The sequence below is a fragment of the Kocuria arenosa genome (assembly GCF_042879215.1).
Taxonomy (GTDB): domain Bacteria; phylum Actinomycetota; class Actinomycetes; order Actinomycetales; family Micrococcaceae; genus Kocuria; species Kocuria arenosa.
On sequence record NZ_JBHZTA010000003.1, the window covers coordinates 238,202 to 252,321 of the forward strand.

A 14,120-nucleotide genomic window follows, 5' to 3' on the forward strand; every position below is an offset into this window, starting at 1 on the left:
GGCCGCGACCGGTGCCGCCGGGACCCTCGACGGCCGGCACCCACCGGCGGGGGCTACCGGCACCGGGCGCCTCAGCCCTCGGCGGGGAGCATCGGCCGGTGCTCGTAGAAGCTCTGCAGCACCACTGTGGTGCGGGTGTTGACGGAGGCCACGTGGCGCACCTCGTTGACGAGGGCCTCGAGCGCCTTCGGCGAGGCCACCCGGACGAACAGCATGTAGGCGGAGTCCCCGGCCACCGAGTGGCAGGCCTCGATCGCCGTGATCGACTGCAGGAGCTCGGGGGCGTTGTCGGGCTGACGGGGATCGAGCGGCGTGATCTCGATGAAGGCCGCGAGCGGCTTGCCGATGGCCTCGGGGTCGAGGATCGCCTGGTACCCGACGATCACACCACTGCTCTCGAGCTTGCGCAGGCGCGCCTGCACGGCCGAGACCGAGAGGCCGACCCGCTCGGACAGCTGGGCGAGGGTGGCGCGCGGGTCGTGGGACACCTCGGTGGCCAGTCGCACGTCCATGGGGTCGTCCATGGGCCGAACGCTACCAGCTGATCGCGCCGAAGGGGTTGACAGCCCCGCGAGCACATGTGAATGTTCCTGTGTGTGATCGTCATCACCGGAAAATTTCCGCTGATCTACGACAGGAGGGTTTCAATGTCCACGTCTCTGCAGGCGGTGCAGGCCATCATCGGCGAACCTGAGGTCGTGGAGGATGCCCGCACCGTGGAGTCGAGCCCGGCCTGGCTCCGGCTCCGGTCGGCAGCCACCGCTCTGCAGGCCCTGCAGGTCAAGGACGGGTCGATCCCCGAGCTCGCTGACCACCCGACGGCGCGCGACCACGTCGAGGTGATCGTGGAGTCGATCGCCGAGCTCGCCCCGCTGTTCCCGCACGACGCGGCGTACCTGGCGGCCCTGCCCCGCGACTTCGCGCGCTGGGCGGACGGTGGCTTCGGGGAGCCGGACTTCCTCGACTCCCTCGTCGAGTTCCAGCCGCAGCAGCACCGCGTCGACGGCATCCGGCACCTCGTCGTGTTCCCCATGCACACCCAGAACGGCTCGGCGAACCGGCACGTCGAGGCCTTGATCGTCGAGACCATCTGGCCGGAGTTCATCGCCGAGCTCGAGGCCGGGCACTACGGCAACAAGCTGTTCGTGTCCCTGCGGCTGATCGACTTCACCCCGGGCTACGACTCCAACTCCGCGGTCCTGTTCCCCGAGACGGTCGCCGTGCGGGAGATCCCGACGTTCACCTGGGGCGCCATCTTCCAGGACCGTGAGGCGGCACGCTACCGTCGCGTGGTCACCGCGGCGGCCGACATCACGAAGCTGGACCTGCCCGAGGACGCCGCGGCGCTGCTCGCCGATCAGGATCTCGCCGAGAAGACCTTCGTGATGTGGGACATCATCCACGACCGCACGCACATGCGCGGCGATCTGCCGTTCGATCCCTTCATGATCAAGCAGCGGATGCCGTTCTTCCTGTACTCCCTGGAGGAGCTGCGCTGCGACCTGACGGCGTTCCGGGAGTCGGTCACGATCGAGCGGGCGCTCACGGCGCGCAGAGCCGCCGGTGAAGAGCTCACCGAGATCGAGGAGCAGACCTGTCGGCACGGGAAGCTCGTGCAGTACGCGGTGATCTTCGACCGGATCTTCCGTTTCGCCATCACCGGTTCGCGGGTGCGCAACTACGACGGGCTGGGCGGGCAGCTGCTGTTCGCCTGGCTCCACCGGAAGCATGTCCTGCAGTGGCGGGACGTCGAGCTCAGCTTCGACTGGGACCGGGTCGCCGACGCGGTCGTCGAGCTCGGCGAGGCGATCGACCAGCTGTACTGGGAGTCGATCGACCGGCCCAAGACGGTGCACTGGATGAAGGCGTACGAGCTCATCGCCTCCGTCGTCGCCCCGAACCCCGCCTCGGTGTGGGCGGAAGGGCTCCCCCGCGAGGTGCTGGCCGGGCCGCCGCGAGGCTACACGGACCTGGTGCTGGACGACGAGTTCCCGCTGTCGATGTTCTTCGAGGCGCTCGAGAAGAAGATGAAGAGCGTCATCGCGTCGACGACCGGCATCCGCGCCACGGACGATTGAGCCATGACCGACCTGACCGGGCGCACCGTACTGATCGCGGGCGCCACCAGTGCGTCCGGTCTGGCGGCGGCGCGTGCCCTGACCTCGGCCGGGGCCCGCGTCGTCGCCACGGGGCGCCACGCGGAGAAGCTCGCTCCTCTCGCAGCGCTGGGGGCGCACACGGAGACCGTGGACCTCGCGGACGAGCGCGCCGTGGACGACCTCGCCCGCCGGCTGCACGACCGGGGCTGGTCGATCGACGGGCTCCTCCACCTCGTCGGCGGCTGGCGCGGCGGCGGTGGGCTCGCCGGGCAGACGGAGGAGGACTACCGCGTGCTGGAGACCTCCTTCTCCGCGCTGCGGCACCTGAGCCGCGCCTTCGACGACGACCTGCGGACCTCACCGGCGGGCCGGTTGGCGATCGTGTCCTCGACCGCGGTGGACCGTCCGCTGGCCGGCGGCGCCAACTACGCCGCCGTGAAGGCCGCGAGCGAGGCGTGGACCCGGGCGGTGGCGCAGGGATATGCGAAGGCCGCCCGCGAGGCCGGCGAGCCGCTGCGCGCTGCGGCCGTGATCTTCCGGGTGAAGACCCTGGCCGGCCTGGAGGACCGGCTCGCGACCGCCTACGCCGGGCTCTGGGCCGCCGAGGCCCCGGAACTGAACGACTCGACCATCGAACTGCAGGAAAAAGGATGAGGCACCACATGAAGAGGTCCCACGACGCCGAGCTGAGGGGATTCGCCTCGGACAACTACTCCGGGGTCCACCCGGAGGTGCTGGACGCCCTGGTCGAGGCCAACGGCGGCCACCAGATCGCCTACGGCGAGGACGAGTACACGGCACGGCTGCAGGACGTGATCGTGCAGCACTTCGGCGCGGGCGCCTCGGTGTGGCCGATGTTCAACGGCACCGGCGCCAACGTGGTCGGGCTGCAGTCGATGCTCCCGCGCTGGGGCGCCGTGATCTGCGCGGACACCGCGCACATCCATGTCGACGAGGGCGGCGCGCCCGAGAAGTCCGCCGGCATCAAGCTCCTTCCCGTCCCCACGCAAGACGGCAAGCTCACGCCCGAGCTGATGGCCGCGGAGGCCTGGGGGTGGGGGGACGAGCACCGCGCCCAGCCGCTCGTCGTCTACCTCACCCAGTCCACCGAGCTCGGCACCCTGTACACACCGGACGAGATCCGGGCCATCACGGACTACGCGCACGCCCACGGCATGTCCGTCTACCTGGACGGGGCCCGGCTCTCGAACGCGGCGGCCGCCCTGGGACTGCCCCTGCGCGCCTTCACCACCGACGTCGGCGTCGACGTGCTCGCCTTCGGCGGCACCAAGAACGGGGCCCTCGGCGCCGAGGCCCTGGTGGTCCTGAACGAGGCCGCGTCCCAGGGCCTGGTCTACCTGCGGAAGAACCAGATGCAACTGGCCTCGAAGATGCGGTTCGTCTCGGCCCAGCTGCTCGCGCTCCTGGACGGCGACCTGTACCTGCGCAACGCGGGCCACGCGAACGCGATGGCCCGGCGCCTCCGCGACGGCATCGAGGCGGGCATCGCCGACGGGTCGATGCCGGGCGTCGCCTTCACGCAGGAGACGCACGTGAACTCCGTCTTCGCCACCCTGCCCGCCGGCCTCGCGGACCGCCTGCGTCAGCGGTTCCGGTTCTACGACTGGGACGCCGCCAAGGGCGAGGTCCGCTGGGTGTGCAGCTTCGACACCACGCCGGAGGACGTCGACGCCTTCCTGTCCGCGCTGCGGTCGGAACTCGTCCCGGTCGGCTGATCCCGGCGGGCGCCCGCCCGCTTCTCATTACCGTGCCGGCGGGGGCAGGTTCCTGCCCCCGCCGGCCGAGCACACCCTCGTCCACCCGGCGAGCCTGCGCACCCGCAGCCCGCGCTCTCCCCTGCTCCGCCCCAGGAGCCTCCCACCCGTGCCCGCGCCCACCCGTGCCCGCGCCCACCCCTGCCCGAAGGAGACCCACCGTGACTGCCACATCCGCCCTGCGCGCCCACGCCGGCACCGACCGGCCCGCCTACCGCAGCATCGACCCCGCCACCGGTCAACTCGTGACCGAGGTCCCCACCGCCACTGACACCGAGGTCGAGGAGGCGCTCACCGCGGCCGGGACCGCCTTCCGCGACTGGCGCTCCCGTCCGATCGAAGAGCGGGCCGCCGTGGCCGCCCGGGTCGGCGAGCTGTTCGCCGAGCGCGCCGACGAGCTGGCCGTCATCGCCACCCAGGAGATGGGCAAGCCGGTCTCCGAGGCCCGGGACGAGGCGCAGTTCTGCGCCGAGATCCTCGCCTACTTCGCCGCCCAGGGCCCGGCCCTGGCCGCCGACCAGGCCCTGCCTACCCCGCACGGGACCGGTCGGGCCGTGATCCAGCGGCGCCCGGTCGGGGTGCTGCTGGGGATCATGCCGTGGAACTACCCCTACTACCAGGTGGCCCGTTTCGCCGCCCCCAACCTCGTGCTGGGCAACACGATCGTGCTCAAGCACGCCGAGTCCTGCCCCCGGGCGGCCCTGGCCATCCAGCAGCTGATGGACGACGCCGGGGTGCCCGCCGGGGTGTACACGAACCTCTTCGCCTCCCACGACCAGATCGAGGACATCATCGCCGACCCCCGCGTTCAGGGCGTGTCCCTGACCGGGTCCGAACGCGCCGGGGCGGCCGTGGCGGCGATCGCCGGGCGGAACCTGAAGAAGGCCGTGCTGGAGCTGGGCGGGTCCGACCCCTACGTGGTGCTCGACACCGACGACGTCGCCGCCTCCGCCCGGGCGGCCTTCGCCACCCGGATGGGCAACACCGGCCAGGCCTGCAACTCCAACAAGCGCATGATCGTCACCGCCGGGATCTTCGACGAGTTCGTCGCCGAGCTCACCCGCCTGGCCGCCGCGCTGGTGCCCGGCGACCCGTCCGTCGAGGCCGACGGCACCTACGCCCCGATGGCCTCCCGCGCCGCCGCCGAGACCCTGGCCGCCCAGATCCGCGAGGCCGTGGAGGCAGGGGCGACCCTGCACACCGGCGGGACCCTCACCGATTGTCCCGGGGCGTACCTGGCCCCGGCCGTGCTCACCGGCGTCACCCCCGAGATGGCCGCCTACCATCAGGAGCTCTTCGGTCCCGTCGCGGTGGTCTACCGGGTGGCCGACGACGACGAGGCACTCGCCCTGGCCAACGACACCCCCTACGGGCTCGGCGGGGCGGTCTTCAGCACCGACCCCGACCGCGCCCGGCGTCTCGCCGAGGGCCTGGAGTGCGGGATGGCCAACGTCAACGCCGCCGAGGCCGAGGGCGCCGGCATGCCCTTCGGCGGGGTCAAGCGCTCCGGCTACGGCCGGGAGCTGGGACCGCTGGGCATGGACGAGTTCGTCAACAAGCGCCTGCTCTACATCAACGACTGACCCGGGCCGGGGCGGTCGGACACCGCCCCGGCCGCCCCCGGCGTGCAGACCCGCCACCTCCGAGGAAAGGTTCCCGTGGACACCATCGCACCGCCCCAGACGACCACCCCGACCGGACGGGGAGCACCAACTCCCGCGGAGGCGCACGCACGGCTGCGCCGCAGTCTCAAGCCCCGTCACCTGACCATGATCGCGATGGGCGGCGCCATCGGCACCGGCCTGTTCGTGGCCTCGGGCAACACCATCGCCACCGCCGGCCCCGGCGGGGCCCTGCTGGCCTACGTGGCCATCGGGTTCATGGTGTTCCTGCTCATGCAGAGCCTCGGCGAGATGGCCACCTACCTGCCCGTCTCCGGCGCCTTCGAGGAGTACTCCACCCGCTTCGTCAGCCCCTCCTTCGGCTTCGCCATCGGCTGGAACTACTGGTACAACTGGGCGATCACCGTCGCCGCCGAACTCGTGGCCGCTGCGCTGATCATGCGCTACTGGCTCCCCGACGTCCCCTCCTGGATCTGGTCGGCGCTGTTCCTCGCGATCCTCTTCGGCCTCAACGCCCTGTCCACCCGCGCCTACGGCGAGAGCGAGTTCTGGTTCTCCCTCATCAAGGTGGTCACCATCGTGGTCTTCCTCGTCCTGGGCGTGCTCATGATCGTCGGGATCATCGGCGGCACCTCCCCCGGCTTCAGCAACTGGACCACCGGGGACGCCCCGTTCGTCGGGGGCGGGGCCGGGATCCTGGCGATCTTCATGGTGGCCGGCTTCTCCTTCCAGGGCACCGAGCTCGTCGGCGTCGCCGCCGGCGAGGCGGAGAACCCGGAGAGGAACGTCCCGCGCGCCATCCGCACCGTGTTCGTGCGGATCCTGCTGTTCTACGTCGGGGCCATCGCCATCGTGGGTTTCCTCATTCCCTACACCAGCCCCTTCCTGCTGGGCAGCGGGGTCGAGGACATCTCCATCTCCCCGTTCACCCTCGTGTTCGAGAACGCCGGGGTGCTCGCGGCGGCCTCGGTGATGAACGCGGTGATCCTCACCGCCATCCTCTCGGCCGGCAACTCCGGGCTCTACGCCTCCACCCGCATGCTCTGGGCCCTGGCCGAAGGCGGCAAGGCGCCGAAGTTCCTGGCGAAGGTCAACCGCCGCGGCGTGCCGATGAACGCCCTGCTCGCCACGACCGCCGTGGGAGCCGCCTGCTTCCTCACCACCCTGATCGGCGACGGCGCCGCGTACGTGTGGCTGGTCAGCGCCTCGGGGCTGGCCGGGTTCATCGTGTGGATGGGCATCGCCTGGAGCCACTACCGCTTCCGCAAGGCCTACACGGCCCAGGGCCACGACCTCGCCGACCTGCCCTACCGGGCACGGTTCTTCCCGCTGGGCCCCATGATCGCCCTGGCCCTGTGCGCGGTGGTGATCCTCGGGCAGAACTACCAGGCCATCATCGGAGACATCGACCTGCTCGCCGCCCTGTCGGCCTACATCGGCCTGCCCCTGTTCCTGGCCCTGTGGCTGGGCCACCGCCTGGTGACCGGCTCGAAGATGGTCCGCTACGTGGACGCCGACCTCACCCGCCCCACCGACTGACCCGCACTCCCGCCGAGTCCCCAGGCTCCGGGCCAGCACTCCCATCGAGTCCCCAGTCCTGTCGCGCATCCCCAGGTTCGATCGTGGGGAAACGCGACAGGACTGGGGACTCGCCGCATCGGGCGAGTGAGGTGTGGGGGTTCGGCGGAGGATTCAGCGAGGGAGAGGGCGAGCGCGAGAGAGGGCCCAGGAGCCAGGGCGCGGGGACGGCTGCCGGGTCAGACGGATCCGCCCGCGGCGGCCGGGGCCCCCGAGTCATGGCCGTGCCCGCCGTCGCCGACGTGCTCCCGGGCCACGAAGTTCTCCAGGTCGAAGAGGTTCTCGGCCCGGGCCGCGACGTTCACCAGCGTGGTCATCGAGGCGACCTCCTCGACCTGCTCCTTGAGGAACCAGAGCATGAACTGCTCCCCCAGAGCGTCCCCCTCGGCCCGGGCCGCGGCGAACAGCGCCTTGATCTGCTCAGTGACCTCCTGCTCCTGGGACAGCGCCAGGGCCAGGGGCTCGCGGACGTCGGCGAAGTCATTGCGTACCTCACCCACCCCGGGAATGGTCAGGGGCAGGTCGCGGTCCAGGATGTACTGCACGATCATCATGGCGTGGTTGCGCTCCTCCAGCGACTGCCGGTAGAAGTGCCGGGCCAGCTGCGGAAGGTCCTGGCTGTCGAACCAGACCGCCACGGCGATGTACTGGTGGGAGGCGGCGAACTCGTGGCCCACCTGGCGGGTGAGCAGCTCGTCGAAGGTCTCGGGGGCCATCAGGATCTCCTGACATCGGCGGGTCCCCGGGCGGACGACGTGCCGGCCGCGCCACCGGTGCGAGCCCGGGGCGGGACCGGCAGGAATCGTCGCTCGGGTCCGGGATTCGAGCCTAGCGCGGTGGCACGGCCAGGTGTAGGCCGGTCACCGGGAACGTCCCGAGACGCGACGGTCCCCGTCGTCCTCGGTCGCGGCCGCAGAGCCCTGCCTCCGGCCGCCTGGTTCGGTCAGACGATGCGCACCGCGGTGAGCTCGTAGACCTGGGCCGAGCTTGTGGCGGGTCCGTGGCAGGTCAGCTGATGCGGCGGGGCGGCGTGGGACCGCAGTTCGACGTCGATGAGGCCCGGCTGGGGTGAGCGGCCGGTGAGACGGACGCGCCAGCGGTCGCCGTCGCGAACCGACTCGGTGACCGTGTAGTCGTGGCGGCCGGCCGGGCCGAAGCGTTCGAGCGCGGCCGCGACAGCGGCCTGCTGCGGTGGGAAGAGATCGGTGTACCCGCGCAGATGCTCCGCGTGCACACGGCCGGCGAGATGCTCCTCGATCGTGGTGACGGCGGACTCCGCGTCGAGTCCTCCGTAGTAGACGCCGTCCGGGGCCACGACGACGTTGGCGGCGAACCGGTCACCACCCACGTGCGAGCACTCCCAGACCACATCCGGCCAGCGCTCGCTCAGGGCACGTCCCACGGGCCGTCCGCGCACCGCACAGCAGGGATCGTGCTGACCGTGGGCGCAGATCAGGAGGACCGGTGGGTGGCCGATCTCACCGGGGACGCCGAGGGCCGTGGCGATCTCCGCGAGGTCCTCGTCGCGGCGCCACGTTCCCCATCGCTGATGACAGGCGCCGGAGCTGTCCTGGCGCAGCACGGCCCACCGGCTGCGGCCCTCACGGCTGCGGCGGCCGTGTCGCCGGACCAGAAGCACTCGCGCCCGCGCTGCCTGCGCGGCGGAGAACACGAGGGCCTTGACCTCGGGCTCCAGATCCAGGCCGTCGAAACCGTTGACGGGCCATGCGCCTCGGTACTCGATGAGGACCCACACCACGCCGCGCGGCGCGGTGCCCGTCATCGGGTCGCCGCGCCCTCGGGCTCCGTCGGCGCACCAGAAGCGGCAGGAGGCATTCACGGTGGCGGTGTCACTGGTCACAGGGAACAAGGACCCCCGCCCGCAACAGTCGTTCGACGAGCTCGACGCCGAGCTCGCCCGCGGTGTGCACCTCGCCGTCGAGCAGGCATGAGACGGCGGGCAGATCGGGCTCCGGGAAGTCGAGCCACCCCACGCGCGTGCTCAGCCGCGGGCCCTCCAGCCGAGCCTCCAGTGCACCGCGCAGCTGTACGGGGGACCCGGGGCCCAGGTCCTGGACGGCGGCGAGCTGGGCCAGCGGCCCCAGCGGGGCCGGGCGCCCCTGTCCTCGGCGGGTGCGGTGGAAGCGCGGGGTGGGATCGGCCGCGGCGAGCGCGGCCACCAGGCGCTCGCGGACGGTGTCGAGCTCCTCGCCCGGTCCGTCGACGCCCAGGGGCAGGGACCGGCGCATCTCGGGGTCCTCGGTCAGCAGCGCCAGCGCCTCCTGGGCGAGTTGCTCGGCCAGGCCGTGGCGGGTCCAGGTGTGGATCCCGAGCGTGAGGTGGATGGAGACCGCCCCCTGCGCCTGGGCCGCGTGCAACCAGCCGCGCGGCAGGTAGAGGGCGTCGCCGGGTTCGAGCACCACGTCGAGGTGGGCCTTTCCCTTCGCGGCCTCGACCACGGCGGAGCGGCGGTCGGTCCAGGGCTGGTCTCGCAGCGGATCCGGGTGCACCGGCTCGTGGAGGACCCAGCGCTTCGTCCCCTCGATCTGCAGGACGAAGACGTCGTGGACGTCGTAGTGGTCGTCGAACCCGCGGTTCTGCGGCGGGGTGATGTAGGCGTTGGCCTGCACCGGATGCCCGAGCTCGCTACTCAGCGCGGCGCTGAAGTCCGCGACCGGCTCCCACGTGCGGTGAAGTGCCTGCAGCACCAGCGTGGCGCCGTCGGCGAACCGACGCCACAGCGCGGTGTCGTCGAGCTGATCCGCAATGGTGGCGCCGACACCGGCGGGAGACGTGAAGGACGAGTCGGGGAACGTCGACCCGTCCTTGGCGACGCGCAGGAAGGGCGTGCGCAGCCCGCGGCGCGAGATCAGCTCGTCGACGGCGTCGGCGGAGAACAGGTCGGAGAAGCCGTCCGCCCGGCGCGTGAGCAGCGGCGCCCGGCCCCAGACGTCACGGGCGAACCGCTCCCGGCCGATGTCGATCAGGCGGGTCTCCAGGACCCCGGCGCCGCCAGGGGCGCCGGGGTCCTGCCCGTCAGCACGGACGGCGTCCACTCTCAGAGGCCTCGCGCTCCGGCTTCTCCGTCGGCGCCGCCATCGGCACCACCGTCAGCACCACCATCGGCGCCGCCGTCCGCGCCGCCGTCGTGAACACCCGGGGTGCCGGCCGCTCCACCGTCGGCCGGGCCCTCGGCGCCGCCGTCCGCGCCACCGTCGTGAACACCCGGGGTGCCGGCCGCTCCACCGTCAGCGGGGCCCTCGGCGCCGCGGTCAGCCCCACCGTCGGCGCCGCCGTCCGCGCCACCGTCGTGAACGCCCGGGGTGCCGGCCGCTCCACCGTCGGCCGGGCCCTCGGCGCCGCTGTCGGCACCGCCATCGGCACCGCCGTCCTGAATACCCGGAGCACCGAAGGCTCCGCCGTCGGCGGGACCTTCCGTCTGGTTCGGATCCTGCTGTGCATCAGTCATGTTGACCTCCCAGTTTCGAGTGACCGGGCCGTCACCGGCACCTGGTCACCAGGACAGGCGATGCGTGAGCAGCACCGCCCATGTCGAGGCTATCCGTGCGGCGCGGGCGAGGGAACAGCCCTCACGCCCGCCACCCTCAGGGAACCCCGACGAGGAGCGGCGCGTCGTGCACCGCTTCCCCACAGCGCACGACGACGACGGACCGCACTCACAGCTGGTCGATCCGCCGGTACCGGGACGGCGTGGTGCCGGTGGTGGCCCGGAAGTGCCGGTTGAAGTTGGAGAGGTTGGTGAAGCCCACCCGGTAGCAGATGTCCGAGACCGGCAGGTCGGTGCCGCGCAGCAGCCGGCAGGCCTCGGTGAGCCGCATCCGGGTGACCGTGCGGTTGAAGCCCACGCCGGTGGCCTTGGCGAACAGCCGGGAGAACGCGTCCCGGCTCAGCCCCACGGCCTCGGCCACCTCCGGCACGAGCATCCGGCCGTCCAGGTGCTCGGTGATGTAGCTCAGCGCCCGGTTGAAGAGCTCGGCCTCCTCGGCGTCCAGCCGGTAGGTGCCGCCGCGGCTGTCCAGATAGCGCCGCTCGGATTCCGGGGACTCGGCGAGAATGCCCAGCAGCTCGGCCACGGCGGCCAGCCTGCGGAGGCCGAACGTCCCGTTCACCGCCTCCATCGCCGCCGCGCCCTGGACGGCGGTGCGGCCGGTGAACTCGATGCCCCGGGCCGCGGCGTCCAGCAGCGGGCGCAGGGCCTCGAGCTCCGGCAGCGTGCCGGCGGCGGCGAAGAACCGCTCCTGGTCGAACTGGAGCACCGCGTCCCGGTTGCGGACCACGGTGCTGTCGTCGCGGTGGGAGATCCAGTTGTGCGGCAGGAAGGACCCCATGAGGCTCAGATGGCCGGGCCCGAACGGCCCGGCGTAGTCGCCGGCCATGACCGTCCCGGAGGACTCCCGGATCAGGTGCACCTCCACCTCGGGGTGGTAGTGCCAGCGGGCCAGGGGGTGGGGCCAGTCGTGCTGGTGCCACCGCACGGAGCTCGACGGGTCCGGGATCACCAGCTCCCGGACCGGGGAGGTGGGGTCCTCCGGCGTCGTGCTCCGTGCGGTGGCCGCCACGGTCAGAATCCGGCCACGCGGATCTGGATCTTCGTGTCGGTGGGCCGGCCCTCGGCGCCGCGCTCGAAGGCGGCCACGGCGTCGGCGAAGGGATAGGTGGCGCTGATCAGCGCCGCCAGGTCCACGGCCGGGGACGCGGCGAGCTCGATGGCCCGCTGGTAGGAGTTGGCGTAGCGGAACACGGTCTCGATCCGCAGCTCCCGGGCCTGGGCGGCGGCGACGTCCAGCGGCACCGGGTCCACGGGGATGCCGACCAGGACCACGGTCCCGCCGGGCGCGGGGAGCTCCCACAGATTGCCGAAGACGTGCGGGCTGCCGCTGGCCTCGAACACCACGTCCGCGCCCCAGCCGTCGGTGGCGTCCCGCACCGCCTCGCCGAGGTCCTGGCGGGACACGTCCACGGGGTGGATGGTCGGGTAGGCCTCAATCTTCGCGAACTTCTCCGGCGCCACGTCCGAGACGTACACCCGGGACGCCCCGCTCGCGGCGGCCGCGATGGCGGTGAGCACCCCGATGGTGCCGGCGCCCACCACCACGACGACGTCGCCCGGCGCCAGGCCGGCCTTCGTCACCGCGTGCACCGCCACGGCGAAGGGCTCGATCAGGGCGCCCTCCTCCAGGGAGAGCTGCTCCGGCAGCCTGTAGGTGAAGTCGGCGGGGTGGATGATCTCCGGCTGCAGGCAGCCGTCCACCGGGGGCGTGGCCCAGAACTGCACGTCCGGGTCCACGTTGTACATGCCCAGGCGGGCGGCCCGGGAGCGCGGGTTGGGGATGCCAGGCTCCATGCAGACCCGGTCCCCCACCGCCAGGTGGTCCACGCCCTCCCCCACCTCCAGCACCGTGCCGGAGGCCTCGTGGCCCAGGACCATCGGGCTCTCGACGACGTAGGGGCCGATCCGCCCGTGCGTGAAGTAGTGGACGTCGCTGCCGCAGATGCCCACGGTGTGCACGCCGATGCGCACCTCGCCGGGGCCCACCGGGCGCAGCCCCGGGACGGGCCGGACCTGGATCTCGTGCTGGCGTTCGAGGACGACGGCGTCCATGGTGCTCTCCTGGGTGCTCGGGATCTTCGCGGCGGTGGTCGTGGGGTTCTGGGTGGTGAGCGTGGTGGGGTTCATGATCTCAGGTCCTTTCAGGCGGCCATGGCGAGGCGATCGCGGCGCGGGAGCATCCGGCCGTCCTCGGTGGTGATGCCGGGCTGGGGCGGGTGGATGAAGAAGGTGGTGAGGGTGCCGAGGAGCATCAGGCCGGCGAAGACCCAGCACACCCCGACCGGACCGATCACCGGCAGCAGCAGGGTGGCGATGCCGGGGCCGAGGAACGTGGTCAGCCCGGAGGCGAGGTTGTGGGCGGAGATCGCCGCGCCGCGGTGCTCGGGGGCCAGGGCCGGGAAGATCGCGCCCATCGGGACGAACGCGGTGACGGACAGGGCGAAGAGCACGGCGGCACCGACCATTGCCGGGAAGCTGGGGCCGAACCACACCGGGACGTAGGCGAAGGCGAGGACCGCGAGGGCCATGCCGCCGAAGCCGAACCAGCGCATCTGGCGCATCCAGCCGTAGCGGTCGCCGAGCCGGCCCCAGACGATGTTGGCGCCGATGGTGATGGTGTTCATGATCGCCCAGAGCATCATCCACTCGGGCAGGGAGAACCAGGACTGCCCGCCGATCTCACCGGTGGTCAGGTAGAGCGGCATCATCATCGGGAACGCGTAGAGCGTCAGGTTGCACAGCACCCGGATGACCACCGAGAGGGCGATCTGCCGGTTCTCCACCAGGATGGTCACGCCGCGCAACAGCTCCCGGGTGCGCTCGGCGCCGTGCAGCTTCTGGGAGAGGTCCGTCTCGGGCGGGGCGCCGGGGACCAGGAAGGCGCACATCAGGGTGCCGGCCGCCACGAAGGGCAGGGACGCCCACAGGGTGGCGTACTCGCCGATGACGGGGACCAGGAGGCTGGGCACGTAGGCGCCCATCACCCCGATGCCCAGTGAGAAGGACGCCCAGAACCAGCCCATGGCCGAGGCCAGGCGGCTGGGGTGCACGGACTGCGCGATGAGCACCACGAAGGAGTACATGAACAGCGGGTAGGCGACACCGCGCAGGGCGTAGATCAGGATCGTCCCGACCACGCTCTCCAGCCCCACGGTGAGGAACAGGACGTGCAGCACCATCCAGAGCACGCCGCCGAGGACCATGAGGCGCTTGGCGCCGACGACCTCGGCGAGCACGCCGGTGGTCCACGCCGAGATGGCGACCACCAGGCCGTAGACGGTGAAGACGAGGCCGGCCTGGGTGGGCGTGAAGCCGTTCTCGACGAGGAAGCGGGACAGGAACGTGAGCTCAAAACCATCACCGGTCATGAAGACGGCGAGGGCGAGATAGCCGAAGAGCAGGCGGCGGGGCATGCCGAACATGCGGGTACTCCTTCGTGGACACCAAGGGAAAGGCACCTGGCGAGCAGAAGAAC

The 14,120-nt window shown here is 71.7% G+C and carries 13 protein-coding genes; 5 read left to right on the top strand and 8 right to left on the bottom strand.

Translation table 11 applies throughout. From position 1 onward, the window contains the following. Positions 1 to 71: 71 nt before the first annotated feature. Positions 72 to 524: an Lrp/AsnC family transcriptional regulator gene (locus ACFYE3_RS07130; RefSeq protein WP_368833736.1), complete on the bottom strand. Its 453-nt coding sequence runs from the start codon at positions 522 to 524 to the stop codon at positions 72 to 74. 123 nt (positions 525 to 647) lie between these two features. Here ACFYE3_RS07130 and ACFYE3_RS07135 point away from each other — a divergent pair, with 123 nt between their 5' ends. The 5 genes from ACFYE3_RS07135 to ACFYE3_RS07155 all read left to right on the top strand — a co-directional run bounded on the left by ACFYE3_RS07135 (position 648) and on the right by ACFYE3_RS07155 (position 7,035). Beyond that, entirely contained in the window at positions 648 to 2,078 is a 1,431-nt protein-coding gene (locus tag ACFYE3_RS07135; protein WP_387607446.1) for a DUF6421 family protein, read from the top strand. Between the two features lie 3 nt (positions 2,079 to 2,081). Beyond that, positions 2,082 to 2,753, top strand: coding sequence for an SDR family NAD(P)-dependent oxidoreductase (locus ACFYE3_RS07140; protein WP_387607448.1), 672 nt, complete (start codon positions 2,082 to 2,084; stop codon positions 2,751 to 2,753). Positions 2,754 to 2,761: 8 nt separating this feature from the next. Next, positions 2,762 to 3,835, top strand: coding sequence for a threonine aldolase family protein (locus ACFYE3_RS07145; protein WP_387607450.1), 1,074 nt, complete (start codon positions 2,762 to 2,764; stop codon positions 3,833 to 3,835). A gap of 200 nt (positions 3,836 to 4,035) precedes the next feature. Continuing rightward, the gene (locus ACFYE3_RS07150) at positions 4,036 to 5,457 is read left to right on the top strand and encodes an NAD-dependent succinate-semialdehyde dehydrogenase (RefSeq protein ID WP_387607452.1); all 1,422 of its coding nucleotides are present in this window, start codon (positions 4,036 to 4,038) and stop codon (positions 5,455 to 5,457) included. Between the two features lie 75 nt (positions 5,458 to 5,532). Next, a complete protein-coding gene (locus ACFYE3_RS07155; protein WP_387607454.1) occupies positions 5,533 to 7,035 on the top strand; it encodes an amino acid permease in 1,503 nt (500 codons plus the stop codon). A 218-nt stretch (positions 7,036 to 7,253) separates the two neighbouring features. Here the strand turns inward: ACFYE3_RS07155 and ACFYE3_RS07160 are convergent, their stop codons facing one another. From ACFYE3_RS07160 to ACFYE3_RS07190, 7 genes are all read right to left on the bottom strand, one after another. Beyond that, a complete protein-coding gene (locus tag ACFYE3_RS07160) occupies positions 7,254 to 7,790 on the bottom strand; it encodes a ferritin (RefSeq protein ID WP_380213986.1) in 537 nt (178 codons plus the stop codon). A 227-nt stretch (positions 7,791 to 8,017) separates the two neighbouring features. Next, positions 8,018 to 8,857: a sucrase ferredoxin gene (locus tag ACFYE3_RS07165; protein ID WP_387607457.1), complete on the bottom strand. Its 840-nt coding sequence runs from the start codon at positions 8,855 to 8,857 to the stop codon at positions 8,018 to 8,020. Between the two features lie 67 nt (positions 8,858 to 8,924). Next, positions 8,925 to 10,130 (bottom strand): cupin domain-containing protein, encoded by a 1,206-nt coding sequence (locus tag ACFYE3_RS07170; RefSeq protein WP_387607458.1) that lies wholly within the window; start codon positions 10,128 to 10,130, stop codon positions 8,925 to 8,927. Between the two features lie 2 nt (positions 10,131 to 10,132). Beyond that, positions 10,133 to 10,543 (bottom strand): BatC protein, encoded by a 411-nt coding sequence (locus ACFYE3_RS07175; protein WP_387607460.1) that lies wholly within the window; start codon positions 10,541 to 10,543, stop codon positions 10,133 to 10,135. A 208-nt stretch (positions 10,544 to 10,751) separates the two neighbouring features. Then, the gene (locus ACFYE3_RS07180) at positions 10,752 to 11,654 is read right to left on the bottom strand and encodes a helix-turn-helix domain-containing protein (protein WP_387607463.1); all 903 of its coding nucleotides are present in this window, start codon (positions 11,652 to 11,654) and stop codon (positions 10,752 to 10,754) included. A 2-nt stretch (positions 11,655 to 11,656) separates the two neighbouring features. Continuing rightward, complete coding sequence (locus ACFYE3_RS07185) at positions 11,657 to 12,772, bottom strand: NAD(P)-dependent alcohol dehydrogenase (RefSeq protein ID WP_387607464.1); 1,116 nt, start codon at positions 12,770 to 12,772, stop codon at positions 11,657 to 11,659. Positions 12,773 to 12,786: 14 nt separating this feature from the next. Continuing rightward, positions 12,787 to 14,067 (bottom strand): MFS transporter, encoded by a 1,281-nt coding sequence (locus ACFYE3_RS07190; protein WP_387607467.1) that lies wholly within the window; start codon positions 14,065 to 14,067, stop codon positions 12,787 to 12,789. Positions 14,068 to 14,120: the final 53 nt, after the last annotated feature.